This is a genomic window from Defluviimonas aquaemixtae (genome assembly GCF_900302475.1).
GTDB classification, from domain to species: domain Bacteria; phylum Pseudomonadota; class Alphaproteobacteria; order Rhodobacterales; family Rhodobacteraceae; genus Albidovulum; species Albidovulum aquaemixtae.
This window is the reverse complement of sequence record NZ_OMOQ01000001.1, coordinates 1769123-1790357: the sequence shown is the minus strand read 5'-3', so window position 1 is coordinate 1790357 and position 21235 is coordinate 1769123. Positions and strand designations below refer to the sequence as shown.

Sequence of the window (21235 nt, the reverse complement as noted above, 5' to 3'; positions counted from 1 at the left end):
GACAGACGATGAACGCCCCAGGAGATATCGCCGAGCCGGTAGAAGCCCTCGCGCCCGAGAGCACCCTGATCCGATCGGCTTTTTCCGGATTGCAGTCGTTCGCGGATCGGATTCAGAAGCTTGAGACGGCGGCGGACGCGATCGCGGATGCTGGGGGAGAGACGGCCCGCGCGGCCACACGCAAGCTCAAGCATCAGATCCGTAGCTTCGAACCTTCGGTGACGATGATCGGCCAGGTCAAGGCCGGCAAGACCACGCTGGTCAACGCTCTGGCCGGCTGGCCCGGTCTTCTGCCCGCTGACATCAACCCCTGGACCTCGGTGGTGACCTCGCTCCACCTTGATCCCGCGACGCGCAGCGGTGCGGGAAAGGCGAAGTTCCGCTTCTTTGACGAAGAGGAATGGGACCGCCTGCTTAACCGGGGTGGACGCGTGGGTGAACTCGCCGCCCGTGCGGGCGCTGACAGGGAACTCGAGAAGGTGCGGCGCCAGCTCGAGGAGATGCGCGAGAAATCGCGCCAGAGGCTCGGGCGGAAATTCGAGCTTCTGATGGGGCAGGCGCACGAATACGGCTACGTCGACGAGGAACTGGTGCAGCGCTACGTCTGCTTGGGCGACGATCTCGACGGAAACAACAGCACCGATAAGCAACAGGGCCGGTTCGCAGACATCACGAAGTCTGCCGATCTCTATCTCGGGCACCCGGAATTGCCCTATCGTCTCTGCATTCGCGACACGCCGGGCGTGAACGACACGTTCATGATCCGTGAGCAGATCACCGTCAATGCCATCCGAGGAAGCCGGCTGTGCGTGGTCGTGCTTTCGGCGCACCAGACCCTCTCGACCGTCGACATGGCGCTCATCCGCCTGATCTCCAACATCCGGTCGCGCGAGGTCATAATCTTCGTGAACCGGATCGACGAACTGAACGACCCCGTCCGCGAGACGGAGGAAATCCGCCAGAGCATCGTGGCCACGCTCAAGGCGCTCAACGGCCCGACCGACGCCGAGATCATCTTCGGCAGCGCGTTCTGGGCGGTTCACGCGTTGTCTCAGACCTACAAGGACCTGGGCACGGCGAGCTCCAAGTCGCTTGTCGACTGGGCCGAACACCAGCTGCTCACGGGTTACATTCCCGGCACGGTGCAAGAGACGATCTGGAGGCTCTCGGGCATTCCGGCGCTATGCGAGGCGATCTCCTCGCGGATCAGTTCCGGCGAGGGTGCCGAGTTCGAGGAACGCATCGTCCGCTCGGCGCGCAACATCGCCAATGGCATCGAGGCGTCGCGCCAGGTCATGTCGAAGCGGATGAACGGCGAGTCGGTCACGCCCGTCGCGCCCGCCGACATCGGCAGCGAACTTGACGCCATCGCGGCGCGAAACCTCGACCTCCTCGATGCCGAATTAAGCAAGCTGATCTCGGGACTCGAAAGCCGCCTCGCCAGCGCCCGCCGATCCTTCCTCGGTCGCGCCACGGCCTCTCTTGTCCGCCACCTGGAGCACTACGGCGACCGTGAGATTTGGCAGTACGAGCCGGCGGGCCTGCGGCTGCTCCTCGGTTCGGCCTACCGGGTCTTTGCCGCGAAGTCGGTGAACGCGAGCGAGAAGGTTTTCGCGGCCACCGCCGCCGAGATACAGAACCTCTATGCCGCGGCGTTCCAGCTTTCCGACGCCTCCGCAGCACTTGAGGCCCCGGTGGCGCCGAACCCGCCTCCGCCAGTCATCCTTGGCAGTACGATCGCGCTTGACGTCAAGGGGAACTGGTGGACGAACTGGTGGCGCCGCCGCAGGAGCTACGAGGAATTTGCCGAGGAGTACTCGGAGTTGATCGACGCCGAGATCGAGCCATTTGTGGTCTCGCTCCGCGCCGAACACGCGGAGGCCTATGCCCATACCGTAAGGCATGTCCTCACCGAATTCATCGGCACCCAGCGGTCGCATCTGCTGGATCTCGCGAACCGGACCGAGATCGGGGTCGAAAAGCTCCGGCAAGATGCCGAAGCGGCCGCCCCGGATCGGCGAGACACGCTGAGCGACACCGTCGCCTTCCTGTCCGAATTCAAACCTCAAAGCGAATGGAGGGCTGCAGAATGACGGCCGATTTCACGTTGGATACCCCGGCGCCGCGCCGGAAGCCTCGGATCGCTCTGATGGGTGAGTTCAGCGCGGGCAAGAGCACGCTGGCGAACCTGTTGATGAGCGAAACGTTTTCTCAGGTGCAGGTGACGGCAACTCAGATGCCGCCGGTCTGGTATGCTCATGGCGAGGGACCTGCGGTTCGCATCGCGGTGGACGGAACGGAAGAACCGCTGGATGCCGGGCAGGCCGACGCCGTCACGATCCGCAACACCCGCGCCATCCGGAAGTTCGTGCAGGCAGACATTCTCGAAGTCTGCGACATCATCGACATGCCCGGCAGTTCCGACCCGAACATCACCGAAAACATCTGGCAGAGCATGTTGCCGCTGGCCGACGCGGTGGTGTGGTGCACACCCGCGACCCAAGCCTGGCGCCAATCCGAGGCGGCGATGTGGGAAGAGGCGCCCGAGCACCTGTTCCCGCGCAGCCTGCTTCTGATCACCCGCATCGACAAGGTCCTGTCGGAGGCAGATCGGCGGCGCCTGGTAAGCCGTGTGCAGCGTGAGGCAGGGTCCATGTTCCGGGAGGTTCTTCCTGTATCGCTTGTCGAGGTCCAGGATGCCGACGGCGATCCGGAAGCTTGGCAGGCATCTGGCCTTGAAGCGGTCCTGGGCGGGCTGCAGGAGATCATCGCGGAGCTCGAACGGGTGCTTGCCTCCGCGCCTCGGACCAGCGCATCCGATGTTTTCGTCGCAGACCGGATGACCTTGGCGACGCCGGCGGAACCAGCACCTCCGGCGGGAGCGGGGGGAGCGGACGAAATCGCCGAAGCCCCCGGGGCGACGGCCACCGTGCGACGCTTTCCCACACCGCACGAGGCCCCATCCGAACCTACCATTGCCGCCGCATCCGAGCCTGTGGAAATCGGCTCGGAGGGGGCGGGGGAAGATGCGTCGGCCGGCCGGGTAATGCCGCGACGCGTGCAGTTGTCCAAGGCGGGAGAGGGGCGGAGTCGCAGACCGCGAAGCGCCGGGTCCGCTTCGCTGATCTGAAGCGTTTCGGGTTCGCAGTGAATCAGAATTCGAACCTTTCTTGTTCGCATTCTGATGCTTCCGGTTTGAACGAAGACCCGAAACGCCAGAGCCGCGCCTGCCGCCGCCCGGGGTTGTCGCGACCGGCCTGTTGACGCAAGATCGCTCTTGCCAATCTGAGGACGCGAAGCGGCCAGCCGATGACCCCAAGTGCGCTCAATGCATTTCGCCGAAAACTCACGGACTGCGAGCTCGCAGTATACGTGGATCTTCGATCCTGTACCGTGCTCAGTTACGACGGGGCCCTGCATTTCCCGCAAGAATACCTCGATGTGCTTTGCGCCTGCGCCGCCGACCTGTTCGAAGCCGCGCCGAAAGACGCGGGGCCGGTCGAACACGTGCTGTTCTTCTCGCCGACGGGAGGTCGGAGCTTCTTCAGGACGCTTGCAGACCCGAACGAAGCCTTGTGCTGCATGTGCGCCGCAGACACCGACGTGGAAACGCTGATCGAGAGTGCCCGCGCGGCTCTTGCCAGCGAGGCTACCGCGCAATGAGCGATTTCGAACGCTTGAAGGCTATGCTCAGGCATTCGGCGCAGGACGGAACGCCGCGACTGGGGCGGGTCGAATACGCAACCGCTCAGGCGGGCGTTGCCCGCGTTCTGGAGCAGGTTGATACGGCGGTTATTGGCCAGCAGCTCAGTTTCGAATTCGACGATGGCGCGCGTCTTGTTTGCACAACTGTGGGCCGCCGGCTGGTGCGCTTGCTTCCGCCGGCGCCTCCGGGCCTGACCGCCGAACAGACAGCGCTCTTCGACCTTGATGAGTTGAGGGGTGAACACGCGCAGGGGCTTTCCAACCTGCTCGTCGGTCTCTGCGAAAGGGGCGCCGGCTTCGCGATGAGGGTGGAACCGCTCGGCGAGGGTGTCGCGCCGGCGTCGGGCGGTGTCGAACCGGTGGCTATCGCCGAGGCGGCGGGGCTGCCTGGCGAGGCGATGTTCGAGACGGGCGCGGGCAAATTGCATGAAACATTCCTCGACGCGCTCCAGGCGTCCTTGCGAGCCGCGATCCTGATCGACGGCGAGGTCTCCTCGTTGATCTGCGGCGAGGGCGACGAGGCGGCCCTTGTCGTCGACTGGGTCGAGAGTTCGCTCGAGAAATTACTGTCGCCCGGGTTTCCGTTGCTCGGAACGCTCGAAACGAACGGGATCCTGGTCTTCGGTCTGCCCGAAGCGGCCGGGTGCCACTTGCTGATCGCGGGCCGGCGCGGCAACCTCGTGGTCGCGACGGTGAAGGGCGGCGACGTGGCCGCGACCGTCGATCTCTGGCGGAAGCACTGTCAGACAAACTCGGCTTGAGGCGGGCCAAATTCGAGCAGCGGCCAAGGCGGGTCATCGGGATGGCAGCAGAGCCGCAGGTTCTGTCAATACGACTTGGGTTGAGACGGGGCAAGGCGCTCAGTAGTGTCCGGCCCTGACGAAGCGCAGCCCTTTCAAGTACTTCAAAACGTCGCCTGAGATCATCCGCCTGGCGTTGCTGCTCTACGTCCAGTTTCCGCCCTCGCTCAGGAAAGTCGCAGACCTGCTGTGTGAGCGTGGCGTCGATGTCAGCCACGAGACTGTTCGGTTCTGGTGGCACAGGTTCCGCCCGATGTTCGCAGCCGAGATCCGGAAACGCCGGATCGAGGGCGTGCGATACAGCCGGTGGCGGTGGCACCTCTAAGAGACGTCTGTGAAAATCAAAGGCGAGCGACATTACTGTGGCGCGCTCAATCAGATGCCGCCGTCGGCCGCGACGAGATGATTCGGGTCATGGTCACGATGATTGAATTCGCGAAGGCGTCGGAGCGAAACACTGGCGCGCGAATGAAGTGACTGTCCGCGGATGAGGAACGAAGGCATGAAATCGGCAACCCAGTGAAGCCGTTCGTTCAGCGGCATGGCCGGAATGGCTGCAACGGTGGAAGGACAGCATCCGGGTCGCCATCGCTTTCGTCGTGGCCGTACTTTGCATGATGAGGCGCACTGCGATCGAAACTCAATGAAATCTCCTTCGGCAACTGTCGATGGGCATCGCCAAATTCTTCGTACAACTCTACCGCGAACGCGCGTCGACAAATTCGGTCTTCACCGAGCCGCCGAGATTGCTAAAATCCCAGTCTTGCGCCCACCAGCGAGTAAGGAGTTTCGCACTGAATCAGTCTCTTCGAGATAAGGCCATTGCGCTTGCAAAACGTCACCTCCCGCCGGAAACAAGGAATTGGGTGGTGCGACAGCAGCGTCGGTTTCACCTTCAATGGCCGCCGGCAGGCACGGTTCGCTTTGGCAATCTGCGTCGGTTGACCCCGATAAGTCCCATATTCGGTCTCGACAGAGGCTTCCCGATCGAGCGCTACTATATCGAGAAGTTTCTCTCGAAGCATCGGGATGACGTTCGCGGCCGTGTGCTCGAACTTGGCGATGACACATACATCCGAAAGTTTGGCGGGAATCGGGTTGAACAAACGGACGTTCTGAGCGTGGTTGATGGCGAAGGGATAACAATCGTCGCGGATCTGACCTGCGCGGATCACGTTGACTCCGATATGTTCGACTGCATCATCTTCACCCAGTCCATCCAGATGATCTACGACATGGACGCGGCGCTGAACCATCTCCATCGGATTCTGAAGCCGGGCGGCGTGCTGCTCCTGACGTCGCATGGCATCAGCAAGATCGGCCGACGCCTGGGACGGGACAATTGGGGTGAATACTGGCACATCACGACCCAATCCGCGTCGCGGATGCTGGATCAGGCGTTTCCCGGCGGTTCCGTCGAGGTGAGCTCTTACGGGAACGTGTTCACCGCGGTCTGCGAGCTGCATGGGCTCGCATCCGAGGAACTGCGCGAGGAGGAACTGGATCATCACGATCCGGATTTCGAGGTGATCGTTTGTGCCCGTTGCGTCAAGCGACAGGATTCTCAGCCGGAACGGAACGGCGGATGAAGCTGCTGGACAGCTTCATAGGTCGTCAGATCCGCAGGCCGTCGGGCGTTCCCGGCTGGCTCTTGGGTCACCTGATGGCTAACGAACACAAGGCGCTGGTAGACTGGATGCTCGAGGCCGTGCAGATCGGTCGCACCGACTCGGTGCTTGATGTCGGGTGCGGCGGCGGAATGACGCTGAAGACGCTGCACAGTTTGGCGCGGGACGGATTTGTCGCCGGGGTCGACTATTCCCCCGCGATGGTAAAGCAGGCGCGCCAGCGAAATCGGCGCGCCATCGAAAACGATGGCATGGCTGTCCTGCTCGGCGATGTCGAAGCGCTTCCCTTCGGGGATGCCAGTTTCGACGTCGTTTGCGGCGTCGAGACCTTCTATTTCTGGCCGGATCCAGGCGCCGGTCTGCGCGAAATATTCCGGGTGCTGAAGCCCCGGGGCACAGTCGCGCTGGTCATGGATATCAGCAAGAAGTCGCCGGACTCTCCCGTGCCCGAAGACTTGGCGCAGCGCATGGGATTTCACGTCTATTCCGGGGAGGAAATGAAGGAGCTTCTGACCGATGCGGGATTTGGCGATGTGACCATCAAGAGCAGACCAGATCGCGCGAAAGGATGGCTGTGTGCCTGCGGGGTGAAATCGGCCGCTGTGTCCGGGTCCCAGCGCCCGGATCGCAAAGCGTGAGCGACACGGATGCCACGCAGAGTACGCTTGTATTAGTGGAGTAATCGATGAAGAAGGTGAGCGAGAACGGCAAGAGTCGAAAGGCCGAGGGCACGGTCGGACAGGACATTGCGGCCCTCAGGGCCGGTTGGTCATTCGGCGGCAACGTTGCCGATACGTTTGTCAGCCACGTCCGGCAGTCCGTCCCCTACTATGATGACGGTCATGACCTGATCTGCTACCTCAGCGATTTCTTCTGCCATTCGGACAGCACCTGCTACGAGCTCGGCGTGTCCACCGGCGAGCTGATCCGGAAACTGGCCGAATACAACGCCAGCAAGCCCGACATCCGCTGGGTCGGCATCGACGTCGAAGAGCCGATGACGAAAAAAGCGCGGGACCATTGCAAGAACATCAAGAACATCGAGATCGAGACCGGCGACGTGCTGCTCCACGAACTCGGGAAAACCGACTTCATCGTGTCCTATTATTGCATTCAGTTCATTCCCCCCTGCCACCGGCAGGACCTGTTCGACAAGATCTACGAGAGCCTCAACTGGGGTGGCGCCTTCGTGCTGTTCGAAAAGGTCCGGGGACCCGATGCGCGGTTCCAGGACATCATGATCTCGCTCTATAACGATTTCAAGTTTCGAAACGGCTTTTCCGCCGACGAGATTCTCAACAAGTCGAGAAGTCTCAAAGGCGTCCTGGAGCCGTTCTCTACGGAGGGCAATCTGGGCCTTCTTAAACGCGCGGGCTTCGTCGATATCATGCCCATCATGAAGTACGTCTGCTTCGAAGGCTTCCTCGCCATCAAGTGAAACAGCGCCTTGGTGTGCGGTGGCGTTTGGACGAGGAATAGCATCGCGTGAGAATTTTTGAGGTCGGAACGGAATTCGGCGTTGGTGGCATTGCCCGCCACATCATCGATCTCACGCACTGGCTCCGAGATGCCGGGCACACGGTCTATTTCGCCGGCGGCGCCGACGCGCTTCTGGACAGCAGCAAGGACGATTACTTCTTTACGGTGCCCCTCGCGAAGGTGTCGGCGAGCGGCGGAAGCGTCGCAACGAGGCTGTTCAACATGATGCGCTGCGTCGCGATTCTGCGGCGATACCTCAAGCGATATCCGGCGGACGTCATCCATTGTCACGAAAGCGCTCCCGCCCTTGTCGCGAAGCTCGCGGCTACAGGTATGGGCATCCCGATCGCCGTCACCTATCATGGTTCAGAGCCCGAGCGGGTTAGATCCTTCGGCCGCATCGGCAGGTTCGCCGCGGATATCGTCATCACACCCAGCCACCGATGCGCGGACGAATTGCACGATCTCGGCGGTGTCCCGAGGGAAAGGCTGCGGGTCGTCGGCCTCGGGGTCAAGCCCGCGCCGGACGTGGACCAGAACGAGGTCGCGAGGCTGCGTGCCGATCTGCTGGGCGAGGATGGAAAGCTGCTCGTCCTGCTGCTCGCGCGGGCATCCTACCAGAAGGGCCTCGACATTCTCATCGAAGTCGCGAGCGAGATTCTAAAGATCAGAACAGACATCCGCTTCGTGGTTGCTGGCATCGGGCCGATGTTCGAGGCGCTCAAGGCATTGGCCCGCGAGAAGCGCGTCGACAGTCATGTGAATTTCATCGGCGAAACGCACCGCCCTTATCATTATCTTCACGCCGCCGACATCTTCCTTCTCACCTCGCGTTGGGAGGCACTGCCCATTTCGATCGTTGAGGCTTTCCGTGCGGGGGTTCCCGTCATCGCGACCGATGCGGGCGGCGTTCGTCAGCTCGTCGATGAAAACGTCGGGGCCGTGGTTCCTATTGGTGATGTGGAGGAGTGCGTGCGCCAGCTGCTCCACCTCGCGAACGACGAGGGGTTGCGGGCCAACATGTCCAAGGCAGCCCTGGCGCGGAGCAGGGAGGACCGCTTTACGCCCGACGTCATCCACGCGCAGTTCGAGCGGCTCTACGGCGAAATGACACATCGTCGCGGCCACATGTAACAGTCGGCCGCTGAATATTGATCCTTGATGCTGACGCGTCAGAAAAACTTGGGGTAACAGGGCGCAAATTTGCAGTCTGCGACCTGAGACCTGAGACCCGACTTCCCTCCAGCCTTTGGGAGAATCCGTCGTTTGCTGGCTCCACCCCGGAATCTGGACCACCCTAAGTGAGGAATCCCGGCGGTTGGTCGGCTGGGGATGCTGTCCCGAGCCAAGGTAGCAAGGCCATCGGCGATCTGTCACCGATGGCGCCATCCGGTCTCACATCATTGTATTCCCGGCGGCGGGTTTCGACCTTTTTCGCGGGCGTCGTCGAGGCTCAGGAACGAGTGTTGTCCGAGGCATTCCAGACGCACGATGGCGTTGTAACTCTCGGCGTACGCATTGTCCGTGGGCTTGCCCGGCCGGCTGAAGTCGAGCGTGACACCGTTGCCGTAGACCCAGAGATCGAGCCCCTTCGAGGTGAACTGGCTGCCCTGGTCGACGCGGATCGTCTTGGGCCGACCGTACCGCAGGCACGGTTTTTTTCGCGGAGAGAGATGACCGAGCGGGGCAGATGAACGTCCGACCGATCATCCTCTGCACCAGGTTCAGGGGTCGAGTTTGACCCACGCGGCGTTGCGCGCCGAGGATTTTATGCAGGCGGCGACGAACTGCACGCCCCTAAGTCCGTCATGGACGGTCGGGTAGACCACATCCTTAGGCACAGGCCTTCCGTATCGGGCGGCGAGTATGGCTTCGGCAGCCTCCGAGTAGATGTTCGCGAAGCCTTCGAGGTAGCCCTCGGGGTGGCCGGGCGGTATGCGGGATATGCGTGCCGCGGCTGCTCCGGTCCCTGAACCGTTACGGGTCAGCAGCCGCTTCGGCTCGCCGAAGGCCGTATGCCAAAGATAGTTCGGGTCTTCCTGAGCCCATTCGAGGCCGCCTTTTTCGCCGTATACCCGGAGCCTCAGCGCGTTCTCGTTTCCGGGCGCGACCTGGCTGCACCAGAGCATCCCGCGCGCGCCGCCCGCGAAACGCAGCATGACATGGGCGTTGTCGTCCACCTGGCGGCCAGGCACGAAGGCCTCGATGTCGGCTGCAATGCTTTCGACTTCGAGGCAGGTGACGAAGCAAGCGAGGTTGAAAGCATGGGTGCCGATGTCGCCCGTCGACCCGCCCGCACCGGACCGTTCCGGATCGGTCCGCCACTCGGCCTGCTTGAAGTCCTGCTGAACCGTCAGCCAGTCCTGCGGGTACTCGACTTGGACGACGCGGACCTTTCCGAGATCGCCGTTCGTCACCATCTCGCGCGCCTGCCGGACCATCGGGTAGCCGGTATAGTTGTGAGTCAGGATGAACAACGCGTCCGAAGTTTCGGCCGCCTTCACCATCTTCTTGGCATCGGCCAAAGTCGAGGTCAGCGGTTTGTCGCATATGACGTGGATGCCGCGCTTCAGGAACTCGCGTGCGGCGGCGTAATGGACGTTGTTCGGTGTGACGATAGCGACCGCCTCGATCCCGTCCTTCCGCCGCGCCTCGCGGGCAGCCATGGTCTTGAAGTCGTCGTAGATGCGGGGAAGGCCGAGCGACTCGCCGCTGGCCTGCGACTTTTCGGGGGTTGAGGACAACGCGCCGGCGACCAGTTCGTATTTGTCGTCAATGCGCGCTGCGATGCGGTGAACACCGCCGATGAAGGCGTCGATCCCGCCGCCCACCATGCCGAGGCGGATGCGGCGGCCATGCGGTTCATTGCGTCCCTTCGCCATCAGTCGATCCCCAGCATCTTGCGGTTGGCCGCCTCGTCGGTACCTGCGTCCGCGAAGTCGTCGAAGGCCTTCTCGGTTACGCGGATGATATGGTCTGCGACGAAGGCCGCCCCCTCGCGCGCGCCGTCCTCGGGGTGCTTCAGGCAGCATTCCCACTCGACCACGGCCCAGCCGTCGAAGTCGTTCGCGGCCAGCTTTGAGAACACCGCTCCGAAATCGACCTGGCCGTCGCCCAGAGACCGGAAGCGCCCGGCCCGGTCCACCCAGCCTTGGTATCCGCCGTAGACGCCCTGCCGCCCGGTCGGATTGAACTCGGCATCCTTGACGTGGAACATCCGGATCCGGTCCTTGTAGATGTCGATATTATCTATGTAATCAAGGCATTGAAGGATATAGTGGCTAGGGTCATAGAGCATGCAGGCGCGGGCATGGTTGCCGGTGCGCTCGAGGAACATCTCGTAGGTCACCCCGTCGTGAAGGTCCTCGCCCGGATGGATCTCATAGCAGACGTCGACGCCGCATTCCTCGGCATGGTCGAGGATAGGTTTCCAGCGTTTCGCCAGTTCGTCGAAGGCGGTCTCGACCAGCCCGGCGGGGCGCTGCGGCCAGGGATAGACGTAGGGCCAGGCGAGGGCGCCGGAGAAGGTGGCGTGGGCGTCGATCCCGAAGTTCCTGGACGCGGTCAGCGCCTTCTTCACCTGGTCAACCGCCCATTCCTGGCGCGCCTTCGGATTGCCGCGGACTTCCGGGGCGGCGAAGCCGTCGAACGCGGCGTCGTATGCGCGGTGGACCGCGACGAGCTGGCCCTGGAGGTGGGTGGAAAGCTCGGTTACCTCGATGCCGTTCGCCGCCGCCTCGCCCTTGAACTCGTCGCAGTAATCCTTGCTTTCAGCAGCCTTGGCGAGGTCGAACAGCCGCGCGTCCCAGCTTGGTACCTGGACGCCCTTGTAGCCGCAATCGGCGGCCCATTTCGTGATCGCGCCCCAGGAGTTGAACGGTGCATCGTCGCCCGCAAACTGCGCGAGGAACAGCGCCGGTCCCTTGATGGTCTTCATGTCTCTTCTCCCTGTTGAGGCATGTTTTCCTTGAGATATATATCAATGCGGATGCGTTCCTGGGTGACGTCGAACGGCGCCCTGTCGGCGGTTGCCCGCAGTAGCCGCGTCGCGGAGCGAACGAGATGTCCGGTATCTTGGCTGATGATGGCGTCGAAGGTTCCGCTCGTCAGGGCCGCGCGCGACCCCGGCGTCAGTTCGTGCGCGATGACGACGAGGTCGGGGTAGGGGCCGGTCTCTTCGAGGAATTGAACGAGGCCAGGGTTCCCGGCAGCGGACGAGTAGATGCCGACCAGATCGGGATAGGCCGCGAACACATCCGGAAGCATCCGTCGGATGAGCTCGGGGTCGTCGCGGCCCTCGATCGAGGCGACGACCTTCAGGTCGGGGTACTCGGAAGACATCAGCGCGTCGAACCCTGTGCGGCGTTCGAGATGGTCGCGCGCGAGGCGCGAACCGGTGATCACGAGGATCCGCCCAGCGCGGCGGACGAAGCGGCCCATCAGTCGGGCAGCGGTGCGGCCAGCGGCCATGTTATCGATGCCGACGAAGTGGTCGCGATCGGAACTCGGCAGATCCGACACGAGGGCCACCACGGCGATGCCGCGCGCGCGGGCGCGCTTGACCCCGTCGCGGACGGAAGGCGTTTCGGGGCCGAACACCGCGACGCCGTCGATGGTCTCTGGATCGAGCGCGTCGAGCGCTGCCACGATGGCCTGCGGGTCGAAGGGCAAGACCGAGCGTTTCTCCAGCGTCGTGCGCTGGTGCAGCAGGGTTTCGGCCTGGGACGCGATGTCTCTCTCGAGGGCCAGAACGAACTCGTTGGCGGTTTCGGGCAGGATGAAGACCAGCCGGTAGAGCCGGCGGCGGGCGAGGTTGGCCGCCGCAGTGTCTCGGACATAGCCGAGTTCGGCGATCGCCCTGTTGACGCGCTCGATGGTGACCGATCTGACCCCCGGCCGCGCGTTCAGCACGCGGTCGACGGTGGCAAGCGACACACCCGCGACGCGGGCGATGTCGTTCACGGTCGGCTTCTGCACCGTTTTGAGGTCGTCGTCCGGCAGTCTAGCTCTCCATGGCTTCTTCTAGGCCCTCGAAGAGGATCGCGACCGCCTCTGCGCCGGGGTCGTTGTGGCCTCGGATATTCTCCGACGGAACGTAGACGGCACGGCCGGCCTTGGCTTTCTGAATGCTCGCCGTGGCGTTCGCGCCCGCGCGCGCGGCCTTGGCGGCGGCATCTATGCCGTGCTCGAGCGCCTCGAGGGCCGGGGCGAGCGCGTCGACCATGGTCCGGTCTCCCACTTGCGCGCCACCGACTTCGCTGACCCGCTTTAGTCCTTCCCTTAGCGCCGTCTCGACCGGTGCGCCGCCCGCGCAGGCGTCGCCCGCGGCATTGAAGTAGATCGCGAGGATCACCCCCGAGGAGCCACCCATCGTCTGCGACAACTCGTTGCCGAGCGCTGGGAATAGCTGCGTGAGGTCGGCGAGGGGCATCCGGTCGAGACGGCTCTTCAACGAGTGTGCGGCAGTGGCGAGCGTCGAGCCGGTGTCGCCGTCGCCCGACTTGGCGTCGAGTTCGTTGAGCCGCGACTCGGCGCCTATCAGGAGGTCCGCGACCCTTTCGATGATTGCGCGGGTGCGGGCGTTCCGGGACGGGATCGGCTCGATCGGCGTCAACCCGTCGGGAAGGAGGGTGACCTTCGGCGAAGTCATCTCGCGCAGGCCGGGCCATGCGGCCATCGGGACCGGTTCGGCGAGGGCATCGAGGTCGGCTGCGGTCGCGGGCAGGACCGACACTGAAAAGCCGTGCATGTCGAGCGAGGTCATCATCGGCGCGGGGCCGACGATGTGGGTGATGACGCCAGCCTGAGCCAGAGCATGGGTCAGGACGGACATTTCCAGGGTCGTAGTCGAGCCAAGGTTGTTCATCAGCGCGACGCAGGGTCCGTCCTTCATGTGGGGACGAAGCTTCGCCAGCATGATTTCCATGGCTTGCGCCGCACCGCCGAAGTCGACCTGCTCGACGCCCGGCTCGCCATGTATGCCGAGGCCCAGTTCAGCCTTGCCAGTGGGAATGCGATCCTCCTTCGGCGAGCCGGGGATGGTGCAGGTGTCGAGGCTCTTGCCGATCGAGGCGACATTGCCGATCACGCGCCTCGCGGCGGCGGCCACGTCTTCGAGAGGTTTTCCCCGTTCGGCAAGCGCCCCTGCGATCTTGTGGACAAAGAGCGTGCCGGCGACGCCCCGCGGCTGGGGCAGGTCGGGGAGCGCCACGTCATCATCGACGACAACCATCTCGACGTTGCGGCCAACTGCGCGGGCACGTTCGGCGGCAAGGCCGAAGTTCAGCCGGTCGCCGGTGTAGTTCTTCACGATGAGAAGGCACCCGGGCTCGCCAGTCACGGCGAGAATGCCCGCCAGCACGGCCTCCACCGAGGGCGAGGCAAAGACCTCGCCACAGACCGCGGCGGTGAGCATTCCAGGACCGACGAAGCCCGCGTGCGCCGGTTCGTGACCTGATCCGCCACCCGAGATCAGGGCAACTTTCGAGCGGTCCCAGTCGGTGCGATAGACGACCTTGATGTGCGGATATCCGTCGAGCCGCGCGAGCTTGCCGCCCGAGCACGCGAGCAGCCCGTCGATGGCTTCCTTGACCAGGTCATCCCTGGCGTTGACGAATTGCGCCATACTGGTTCCTCCCTCAGGCGACGCGGTTCCCGTCCGCGTCGAAGAAAATCGCGTTCTGCGGGGCGATCCGGATTGTCTCGCCGGGCGCGAGCGTGCTGTGCGGATCGGTCAGCGTGATGACATCGTGGTCGGCGACCTTGAGGTGCAGCCGGGTCTGGTCGCCAAGGTGCTCGACCCGGGTGACAGTCGCCTCCCGGCCCTCGCCGTGACGGATGTTTTCGGGGCGCAGGCCCATGCGGGTTGCGCCCGGCGGGGCAGTCTCGCCCATGATGCCAACGGGCAAGAGGTTGATACGGGGCTGGCCGAGGCGGGCCGCGACATAGGCCGTCCTGGGGTTCTCGTAGATCTCGCGCGGCGGGCCGAACTGGACGAGGCGGCCGTGGTCGAGGACGCCGACGTGGCTGGCCATCGTCATCGCCTCGATCTGGTCGTGGGTGACGTAGATCAGGGTCGCTGCCAGCTCGGCGTGGATGCGCTTCAACTCGACACGGAGGTCGGCGCGCAGCTTCGCATCGAGCGAGGAGAGCGGTTCGTCCATCAGGTAGACCAGCGGGTCGCGGACGAGCGCGCGGCCGATACTAACGCGCTGCATCTCGCCGCCCGACAGCTCGGTCGCCTTGTTGTCGAGCTTGTGAGGGATGTGAAGGACCTCGGCGACCTCGGCGACCTTCCGGGCGATCTCGTCCTCGGGCGTTTTCAGGATTGGCGAGCGGAGCGGGAAGGAGAGGTTCTCGCGCACCGTCAGGTGCGGATAGAGCGAGTATTGCTGGAACACCATCGCCACGTCGCGCTGGGCGGGGGTGAGGCCGTTGACGCGGGTGCCGCCGATGGAGATGTCGCCGGTATCGGGCTTCTCGAGGCCCGCGATGAGGCGGAGCGTAGTGGTCTTTCCCGCGCCGGTGGGGCCGAGAAGGACGACGAAGGCGCCGTCGGGGACGGCTAGATCGATGTCGATCAGCGCCTTGGTCTGGCCGTAGGATTTCGAGACGCCGTTGAGAGTGATTTCAGCCATGGAGCACAGCCTCGTTCAGCGCGGATTTGAGTGCGCGACCAGATGACTTGTCGAACAAGGTGACGGTCGATGGGTTGAAAGCGAGGCCGACCCTGTCGCCCATTTTCGCGGGTTGATCGGAGGCGATCCGGGACTTCACCTCGCCGTTCGGGGTGTCGATGGTGACGATCTGGGTGGTGCCGAGGTACTCGGTCGCCAGCACCTCGCCGCGATAGGGGCTGTCGGTCGCGAGGTGGATGTGCTCGGGGCGGACCCCAAAGACGAGATCTCCGGACGCACCTTCGCGGAGCTGGGGGATGCTCATCGGGTGGCCGTACAGTTCGACCGTGGTGTCGCCACTGGCGAGGTTTCCAGAGAAACTAAGGAAATTCATCGGCGGCGAGCCGATGAAGTCGGCGACGAACATGGTCGCGGGCTTGTCGTAGATCTCCTGCGGCGTGCCGAACTGCTCGACGACGGCGTTGTTCATGACGACGATCTTGTCGCCCATCTGCATCGCCTCGAGCTGGTCATGGGTGACGTAGACGGTAGTGGCTCCCATCCGGTCGTGCAGCGCGCGCAGTTCCTGGGCCATGTGCTCACGGAATTCCGCATCGAGCGCGCCCAGGGGTTCGTCCATCATGAAGGCCTTGGGGTCGCGCACGATGGCACGGCCCAGCGCGACGCGCTGCCGGTCGCCGCCCGAGAGGCTGCCGACGGGGCGGTCGAGGATGTCTTCGATGCCGAGGATGCGGGCGACCTCGGCCAACTTGGCGCGCACCTTGTCGCGCGGCATGCCCTGAGAGACGAGGGGGTAGGAGATGTTCTTGCGCACGTTCATGTGCGGGTAGAGCGCAAACATCTGAAAAACAAAGGCAATGTCGCGCTGGGCGGGAGGTTTCTGGCTGATTTCCTCGCCGTCGAGGTAGATTTCGCCCGAAGTCGGAAGTTCGAGGCCTGCGATCATGCGCAGCGTCGTGGTCTTGCCGCAGCCCGAGGGGCCGAGCAGCATGAAGAATTCGCCATCCTCGATGGTGAAACTCGATTCCTTCACCGCGACGAAATCGCCGAACTCCTTCCGCACGTCTTTGATAACGATTTCAGCCACTTGGCGTTACTCCTGGAAGTGAGAGACGACGATGAACATGACGGTGCCGACAAGCGTCGTGATGAAGGAATAGGTGTAGGCCCACATCACGAAGGGCTGCATCAGCATGAAGACCCCGATGGCGATGACGACAGTCGCCAGCATCTCCCACGAACCGCGGCGGAGGTGAAGAAGGCCGGTCACGAAGCGGGTCATGGGCGTGTCTCCGCGCTGTCTGCGACATGTCGGCACAACGTATGCAAAACCAATGGCAACCTCATTTCCGCACCGCTCCGAACGTGATGCCCCGAAGCAGGTGCTTCCTGAGCAAGACGGTGAAGATCATCACGGGCAGCAGGAAGATCGTCGCCCCCGCTGCGACCGCCGGCCAGTCGAGACCGCCGATGCCGATGATGGTCGGGATAAACGGCGGCGCGGTTTGCGCCGTGGCCGAGGTGAGCAGCACCGCGAAGGCGTATTCGTTCCAGGCAAATATCAGGCAGAAGATCGCGGTCGATGCGATGCCGGTCGCGGCCTGGGGCAGGACGACCTTGTAGAAGGCCTGAAAGCGTGTGTAGCCGTCGATCAGCGCCGCTTCCTCGTACTCGCGCGGGATCTCGTCGATGAAGCCTTTCAATAGCCAGACCGCCAGTGAGATGTTCACCGCCGTGTAAAGAAGGATCATGCCGAGATGCGTGTCGGAGAGGCCGAGGTTCCGGTACATCAGGAAGATCGGGATCGCGACGGCGACGGGCGGCATCATCCGTGTACTGAGGATGAAGAAGAGGAGGTCATCGGCCAAGGGTATCTTGAAGCGGCTGAACGCATAGGCCGCGAGCGTGCCGAGGAAAACCGAGAGGAACGTCGATCCGAAGCCGATGATGACCGAGTTCATGAACCGCTCGCCGAATTTCGACGGGCCGACGATGACCATGTCGTACTTGCGGACGATCTTGTCCGCCCAGGTCTCGGGCGGATTGGTGGCGAGGAAGTCCTGCGTTTGCCGCGTGCGGGTCGTGAAGAGATTCACATAGCCTTCGAGCGTCGGCTGGAAAACGATCTTGGGCGGGTAGCTGATGGCGTCCGACGGGGACTTGAAACCTGTGATCATGATCCATGCGAGCGGGATCATGGTGATCAGCGCGTAAAGGATGACCAGCGTTCCGGCGATCCACTTCTGCCGCGAACTGGGGGCGTTGATGGCGTGGGCGCTCATGTCCTTGCCTTTCTGCTTACCGGGCCGGCGAAGCCCATCACCGTTCCTTCACCTTGTTGAGGGCCTTCACGTAGATCGAGGCCAGCCCGAACACGGTGACGAAGAGGATGATCGCGTACGCGCTGGCGTAGCCCGTGCGCCATTTCTCGAAGGCCTCGCGCTTGAGGTTTATCGAGGTGAGTTCGGTCGTGGACCCCGGCCCGCCGCCGGTGAGTTGGACGACGAGATCGAACATCTTGAAGTTCTCGATCCCCCGAAACAGCACCGCCAGCATCAGGAAGGGCAGCACCATCGGGATGGTGATGGTAAGGAACTGGCGCAGCTTGGACGCCCGGTCGATCTCGGCCGCTTCGTAAATGTAGTCGGGAATCGAGCGCAGCCCGGCGAGGCAGATGAGCATCACGAAGGGCGTCCACATCCAGGTATCGACGATGACGATGGACCAGGGGGCCAGATCGACCTGACCCAGCATCTCGAAGCTCGACGGATCGCGGCCTGTGAAGTAGCCGACGATGTAATTGAAAAGCCCGATCTGAGGCTGGTAGAGAAATTTCCAGAAGTTTCCGACGACAGCCGGCGAAAGCATCATCGGCAGAACGATCACTGTCGTCCAGAAGGGCGAGCCGCGAAAGTTCTTGTTGATGAGGTAGGCCAGCGTGAAGCCGATCAGCACCTGGAAGAAGATCGTCCAGAACAGGAAATGCGCGGTCGCCTGCATGTTCAGCCAGATGTCGCTGTCGGTCAGGATGCGCTCGTAATTGCGCAGACCCACCCACTCGACCTCGCGGTTCAGGCGGTTGGCGCGGAAATTGGTGAAGCTCAGCCGGATCGTCCAGACAAGCGGGAAGATGTTGATCGCCAGAAGCAGGAAGATCGTCGGCGCAACGAACAGCCACGCGACGGTGCGATCGGACATGCCCTTGATCTTGCGTGCAATCCTGGGCGGCGTCGCCTTGGCAACGCGGTCCATCGCTCCGTCCGACATGGAAGCCTCTCGGTCCTGAAAGTGGCGCGGGACGGGAGGCCGTCCCGCGCCGGTCTGCGCCGGGCCCTGAGGCCCGGCAGGGAACTCTTCAGAGCTTGCCTTCGTCTTCGAAGGTTTCGGTCCAGTCCTTTATCAGCATGTCGAGCGCTTCCTTCGCTGTGCCCTGATCGGCCACGACGTAGTCATGGACGCGCTTCTGCATTGCGAGAAGGAGTTCGGCATAGGCCGGTTCCTGCCAGAAATCCTGCACGGCGTTCATCGCTTCTAGGAAGTCGCCGGCGAAGGGTTGGCTGTCGACGAAGCCCGGATCCTCGAGCACCGCGTCATGGACGGCGTAACCGCCGAGTTCCCACCACTTCTTCTGAACGTCAGGCTGCGCGAACCACTTGATGTACTCGAGCGCCGCGTCCTGCTTGTCGGAATAGGCGACGACCGAGATGCCCTGTCCGCCGAGCGTGGATGCGGCTTGGTTCTGCGGCGGGTTGACGAAGAAGTCGATCTTGTCGCCACCGATGTCCGGATCGGCATAAAGGCCCGGGAAGAAGGCAAACCAGTTCATTGCCATTGCCACCTGCCCGGATTTGAAGGCGTCGAGGCTTTCGCCCATGTAGCTATTGGTATAGCCCGGTGGCGTCGCGGTTTCGTAGAACTCCTTGTAAAATTCAAGCGCTTCCACGGCCTCGGGCGAGTTCACCGCACCTTCCATCTGGTAGGTGCCGGGTTCGGTCTCGTACTTGAAGCCCCAAGGGTAGAGTGCGCCGGTGACGCCCATGGTGATGCCTTCCGACCCGCGCTCGGTGAAGATCGCGGCGCCATAGACGGTCTTGCCGTCGATTTCGCGGCCTTGGAAGAACTGGGCGATCTGAAGAAGCTCCTTCTGGCTCTGCGGTTCGCCCAAGTCCTGTCCGGTGGCCTCCTTGTAGGCCGCCTGGATCTCGGGGTCGGAGAACCAGTCCTTCCGGTAGAACCAGCCGTTCGCGTCGCCCATCGCGGGGAGCGCGTAGTAGTTCGGCGTGCCTTTCGGCCAAGTCGAATAGGCGTAGACGGCGGCATCGGCGAAGTCGTCCATCGAGATGCCTTCGGCGTCGAAGAAGTCGTTCAGCTTCACATAGTGGCCGTTCTCGGCGCCGCCGCCGATCCACTGGCTGTCCCCGATCAGCAGGTCGCAGAGCTTGCCACCGGAATTGAGCTCGTTCAGCATTCGGTCTGCGAAGTTTGGCCAGGGCACGAACTCGAAATTCATCGTGTGCCCGGACTGGGCCTCGAATTCCTTGGACAGTTCCACCAGCGCGTTCGCGGGGTCCCAGGCAGCCCAGCACAGCGTCAGGTCCTCCGCCGCTGCGAGCGTGGGCAGGCTGACGGAGCAAGCGAGCGCCATCACGGCCGCTGCGTTTCCGTTCGTCTTCATGAATATCCTCCCAATCAGGCCGCCCTGTTCGCGACGGCCTTGGAGACAGGCTATTTGAGGTGCGTACATCACGTCAATAGAATCGTGAGTGACGTACATCAGAAATTCGCCAATACGCTGGAATATCTGACTTACTTCGATGACTGCTCGAGGGATGCAATGTATGCCGATGCTGGCTGAGCACTCTAGAAATGCCGGAACCTGAGGAATCGGATAGGCTGTTAGATGGTTTGCTGCCGGACATCTGACATTGAGGCCCGGAACGAAGCGAGGGTCGATTGCCGGGCAGGGGGCGCAATATGATCCGCCTGCTGCCAGGCGATATGCGGAAACGGCTTGTGGCGTAACCGTACGACCGCATTGTCCCGCGATAGGTCTTTCCAGCGGCCGAGATTTGGCATGCGCAGAGAATGTCTCCTCTGGCGGGCCACAGCGCAGCATGCCGAGAGGAGGCCGGACGGCGGCTATGAACCGCCCATGCCGAGCGGCCCGATCGATCAAATTTCAATTGCTTCCGCGATGACCCGCGCATCCTCTAACTCGACGCCGAGGTAGCGAACCATGCTGGCCATCTTCGTGTGGCCCAAGAGCAGTTGCCCCGCCCGAAGGTTGCCGGGCTCCCGATAGATGTGTGCGACCTTGGTCCGGCGCATGGAATGCGTGCCTTAAGAGCTTGGCCCGAGGCGGATGGACGAAATCCGATCGAGGACAAACCGCACGTATTGCCGCGTCGAGATGTGCAGGCGTTCGTGGAACCGGCCGGGCCAAAGGACCTCTGACCCGATCATCACGGGAGCCTCGAGCCACGTTGAAAGCAACACAGGCGCCCCCTCGGTCAGGTCGAACCGAACCGGTTTCCGCGTCTTGCTCTGGATGATCGAGGCGCGCTCCTTGATCAGTCGGCGGCATAGGCATCGGCGTTCTTCAGCCTGACGAGATCGCTGCGTTTGAGCTTGCTGTCGATTGCGGTGTTGAAGAGCGTACGATCGCGGAAGTTCTCGGCCAGCTAGTTTCGGACACGGATCGCCCGACCCGTTTCGGAAGCAATGTGCGTTTCTTGTCGACAACGCTGCACTTGTTCCAGGCAGGGCGACAGGCGCGGATGGCTGGTAGCTTTGCAATTGTCATGGCGGATCCTCCGGTGCGCCACGCCCAGCCACATCTGCGACCAGACATCGGCGCAGAGGCAAAACACGGGGGGTGATGGAGGCGCGGGAAACGGCTCCTACGGGCCTGAAAACGTTAGCTCCTGCATTTTGCTCCAAGATTTGGAAAGCGCAGAAACCTGACGTAGCCGACGATGTTCCTCAC

18 protein-coding genes and 3 pseudogenes are annotated in these 21235 nt (G+C 62.9%); 9 read left to right on the top strand and 12 right to left on the bottom strand.

Annotated elements, in window-relative coordinates; translation table 11 throughout:
• Positions 1-8 precede the first annotated feature (8 nt).
• The 9 genes and pseudogenes from DEA8626_RS08710 (at position 9) to DEA8626_RS08670 (ending at position 8746) form a co-directional block, all read left to right on the top strand.
• A complete protein-coding gene (locus DEA8626_RS08710) occupies positions 9-2093 on the top strand; it encodes a dynamin family protein (RefSeq protein WP_108852596.1) in 2085 nt (694 codons plus the stop codon).
• A gap of 56 nt (positions 2094-2149) precedes the next feature.
• Positions 2150-3130, top strand: coding sequence for a dynamin family protein (locus DEA8626_RS08705; RefSeq protein WP_181366392.1), 981 nt, complete (start codon positions 2150-2152; stop codon positions 3128-3130).
• A 179-nt stretch (positions 3131-3309) separates the two neighbouring features.
• Entirely contained in the window at positions 3310-3663 is a 354-nt protein-coding gene (locus DEA8626_RS08700) for a hypothetical protein (protein WP_108852594.1), read from the top strand.
• Positions 3660-4466 carry a hypothetical protein gene (locus DEA8626_RS08695; RefSeq protein ID WP_108852593.1) on the top strand — a complete coding sequence of 269 codons (807 nt, stop codon included), beginning with the start codon at positions 3660-3662 and terminating at the stop codon, positions 4464-4466. Before DEA8626_RS08700 ends, DEA8626_RS08695 begins: the two co-directional genes overlap by 4 nt.
• Positions 4467-4581: 115 nt before the next feature.
• A pseudogene (locus DEA8626_RS21315) lies at positions 4582-4827 on the top strand (IS6 family transposase); the annotation flags it as partial.
• A gap of 346 nt (positions 4828-5173) precedes the next feature.
• Positions 5174-6094 carry a class I SAM-dependent methyltransferase gene (locus DEA8626_RS08685; RefSeq protein ID WP_108852592.1) on the top strand — a complete coding sequence of 307 codons (921 nt, stop codon included), beginning with the start codon at positions 5174-5176 and terminating at the stop codon, positions 6092-6094.
• Positions 6091-6771, top strand: a complete 681-nt coding sequence (locus tag DEA8626_RS08680) for a class I SAM-dependent methyltransferase (RefSeq protein WP_108852591.1) — start codon at positions 6091-6093, stop codon at positions 6769-6771. Before DEA8626_RS08685 ends, DEA8626_RS08680 begins: the two co-directional genes overlap by 4 nt.
• Before the next feature lie 47 nt (positions 6772-6818).
• Positions 6819-7571: a methyltransferase domain-containing protein gene (locus tag DEA8626_RS08675; RefSeq protein ID WP_108852590.1), complete on the top strand. Its 753-nt coding sequence runs from the start codon at positions 6819-6821 to the stop codon at positions 7569-7571.
• Between the two features lie 47 nt (positions 7572-7618).
• Positions 7619-8746 (top strand): glycosyltransferase family 4 protein, encoded by a 1128-nt coding sequence (locus tag DEA8626_RS08670; RefSeq protein WP_108852589.1) that lies wholly within the window; start codon positions 7619-7621, stop codon positions 8744-8746.
• A gap of 163 nt (positions 8747-8909) precedes the next feature.
• On the opposite strand, the pseudogene DEA8626_RS08665 reads toward DEA8626_RS08670, so the two are convergent.
• The 12 genes and pseudogenes from DEA8626_RS08665 to DEA8626_RS08610 form a co-directional block, all read right to left on the bottom strand.
• Positions 8910-9252 (bottom strand): annotated as a pseudogene (locus DEA8626_RS08665) (transposase); the annotation flags it as partial.
• 84 nt (positions 9253-9336) lie between these two features.
• Positions 9337-10494 (bottom strand): Gfo/Idh/MocA family protein, encoded by a 1158-nt coding sequence (locus DEA8626_RS08660; protein ID WP_108852587.1) that lies wholly within the window; start codon positions 10492-10494, stop codon positions 9337-9339.
• Positions 10494-11549 (bottom strand): sugar phosphate isomerase/epimerase family protein, encoded by a 1056-nt coding sequence (locus tag DEA8626_RS08655; protein WP_108852586.1) that lies wholly within the window; start codon positions 11547-11549, stop codon positions 10494-10496. Before DEA8626_RS08655 ends, DEA8626_RS08660 begins: the two co-directional genes overlap by 1 nt.
• Positions 11546-12589, bottom strand: coding sequence for a LacI family DNA-binding transcriptional regulator (locus DEA8626_RS08650; RefSeq protein ID WP_108852585.1), 1044 nt, complete (start codon positions 12587-12589; stop codon positions 11546-11548). The genes DEA8626_RS08655 and DEA8626_RS08650 overlap by 4 nt, the downstream gene beginning before the upstream one ends.
• Positions 12590-12614: 25 nt before the next feature.
• Positions 12615-14237, bottom strand: a complete 1623-nt coding sequence (locus DEA8626_RS08645) for a dihydroxyacetone kinase subunit DhaK (protein WP_108852584.1) — start codon at positions 14235-14237, stop codon at positions 12615-12617.
• Between the two features lie 13 nt (positions 14238-14250).
• Positions 14251-15249 (bottom strand): ABC transporter ATP-binding protein, encoded by a 999-nt coding sequence (locus DEA8626_RS08640; RefSeq protein ID WP_108852583.1) that lies wholly within the window; start codon positions 15247-15249, stop codon positions 14251-14253.
• Entirely contained in the window at positions 15242-16336 is a 1095-nt protein-coding gene (locus DEA8626_RS08635; protein ID WP_108852582.1) for an ABC transporter ATP-binding protein, read from the bottom strand. The genes DEA8626_RS08640 and DEA8626_RS08635 overlap by 8 nt, the downstream gene beginning before the upstream one ends.
• A gap of 6 nt (positions 16337-16342) precedes the next feature.
• Positions 16343-16531: a hypothetical protein gene (locus tag DEA8626_RS08630; protein WP_108852581.1), complete on the bottom strand. Its 189-nt coding sequence runs from the start codon at positions 16529-16531 to the stop codon at positions 16343-16345.
• 61 nt (positions 16532-16592) lie between these two features.
• A complete protein-coding gene (locus DEA8626_RS08625) occupies positions 16593-17531 on the bottom strand; it encodes a carbohydrate ABC transporter permease (RefSeq protein WP_108852580.1) in 939 nt (312 codons plus the stop codon).
• A gap of 37 nt (positions 17532-17568) precedes the next feature.
• Positions 17569-18516: a carbohydrate ABC transporter permease gene (locus tag DEA8626_RS08620; RefSeq protein ID WP_108852579.1), complete on the bottom strand. Its 948-nt coding sequence runs from the start codon at positions 18514-18516 to the stop codon at positions 17569-17571.
• An 88-nt stretch (positions 18517-18604) separates the two neighbouring features.
• A complete protein-coding gene (locus DEA8626_RS08615) occupies positions 18605-19924 on the bottom strand; it encodes an ABC transporter substrate-binding protein (RefSeq protein WP_108852578.1) in 1320 nt (439 codons plus the stop codon).
• Between the two features lie 497 nt (positions 19925-20421).
• Positions 20422-21052 (bottom strand): annotated as a pseudogene (locus DEA8626_RS08610) (tyrosine-type recombinase/integrase).
• Positions 21053-21235 lie beyond the last annotated feature (183 nt).

Excerpts from the sequence above, each read along its gene's own strand:
- DEA8626_RS08710 (WP_108852596.1), top strand. The coding sequence starts at position 9 with ATGAACGCCCCAGGAGATATCGCCGAGCCGGTAGAAGCCCTCGCGCCC.
- DEA8626_RS08705 (WP_181366392.1), top strand. The coding sequence starts at position 2,150 with ATGGGTGAGTTCAGCGCGGGCAAGAGCACGCTGGCGAACCTGTTGATG.
- DEA8626_RS08700 (WP_108852594.1), top strand. The coding sequence starts at position 3,310 with ATGACCCCAAGTGCGCTCAATGCATTTCGCCGAAAACTCACGGACTGC.
- DEA8626_RS08695 (WP_108852593.1), top strand. The coding sequence starts at position 3,660 with ATGAGCGATTTCGAACGCTTGAAGGCTATGCTCAGGCATTCGGCGCAG.
- DEA8626_RS08685 (WP_108852592.1), top strand. The coding sequence starts at position 5,174 with ATGGGCATCGCCAAATTCTTCGTACAACTCTACCGCGAACGCGCGTCG.
- DEA8626_RS08680 (WP_108852591.1), top strand. The coding sequence starts at position 6,091 with ATGAAGCTGCTGGACAGCTTCATAGGTCGTCAGATCCGCAGGCCGTCG.
- DEA8626_RS08675 (WP_108852590.1), top strand. The coding sequence starts at position 6,819 with ATGAAGAAGGTGAGCGAGAACGGCAAGAGTCGAAAGGCCGAGGGCACG.
- DEA8626_RS08660 (WP_108852587.1), bottom strand. The coding sequence starts at position 10,494 with ATGGCGAAGGGACGCAATGAACCGCATGGCCGCCGCATCCGCCTCGGC.
- DEA8626_RS08655 (WP_108852586.1), bottom strand. The coding sequence starts at position 11,549 with ATGAAGACCATCAAGGGACCGGCGCTGTTCCTCGCGCAGTTTGCGGGC.
- DEA8626_RS08645 (WP_108852584.1), bottom strand. The coding sequence starts at position 14,237 with ATGGCGCAATTCGTCAACGCCAGGGATGACCTGGTCAAGGAAGCCATC.
- DEA8626_RS08640 (WP_108852583.1), bottom strand. The coding sequence starts at position 15,249 with ATGGCTGAAATCACTCTCAACGGCGTCTCGAAATCCTACGGCCAGACC.
- DEA8626_RS08630 (WP_108852581.1), bottom strand. The coding sequence starts at position 16,531 with ATGACCCGCTTCGTGACCGGCCTTCTTCACCTCCGCCGCGGTTCGTGG.
- DEA8626_RS08625 (WP_108852580.1), bottom strand. The coding sequence starts at position 17,531 with ATGAGCGCCCACGCCATCAACGCCCCCAGTTCGCGGCAGAAGTGGATC.
- DEA8626_RS08620 (WP_108852579.1), bottom strand. The coding sequence starts at position 18,516 with ATGTCGGACGGAGCGATGGACCGCGTTGCCAAGGCGACGCCGCCCAGG.
- DEA8626_RS08615 (WP_108852578.1), bottom strand. The coding sequence starts at position 19,924 with ATGAAGACGAACGGAAACGCAGCGGCCGTGATGGCGCTCGCTTGCTCC.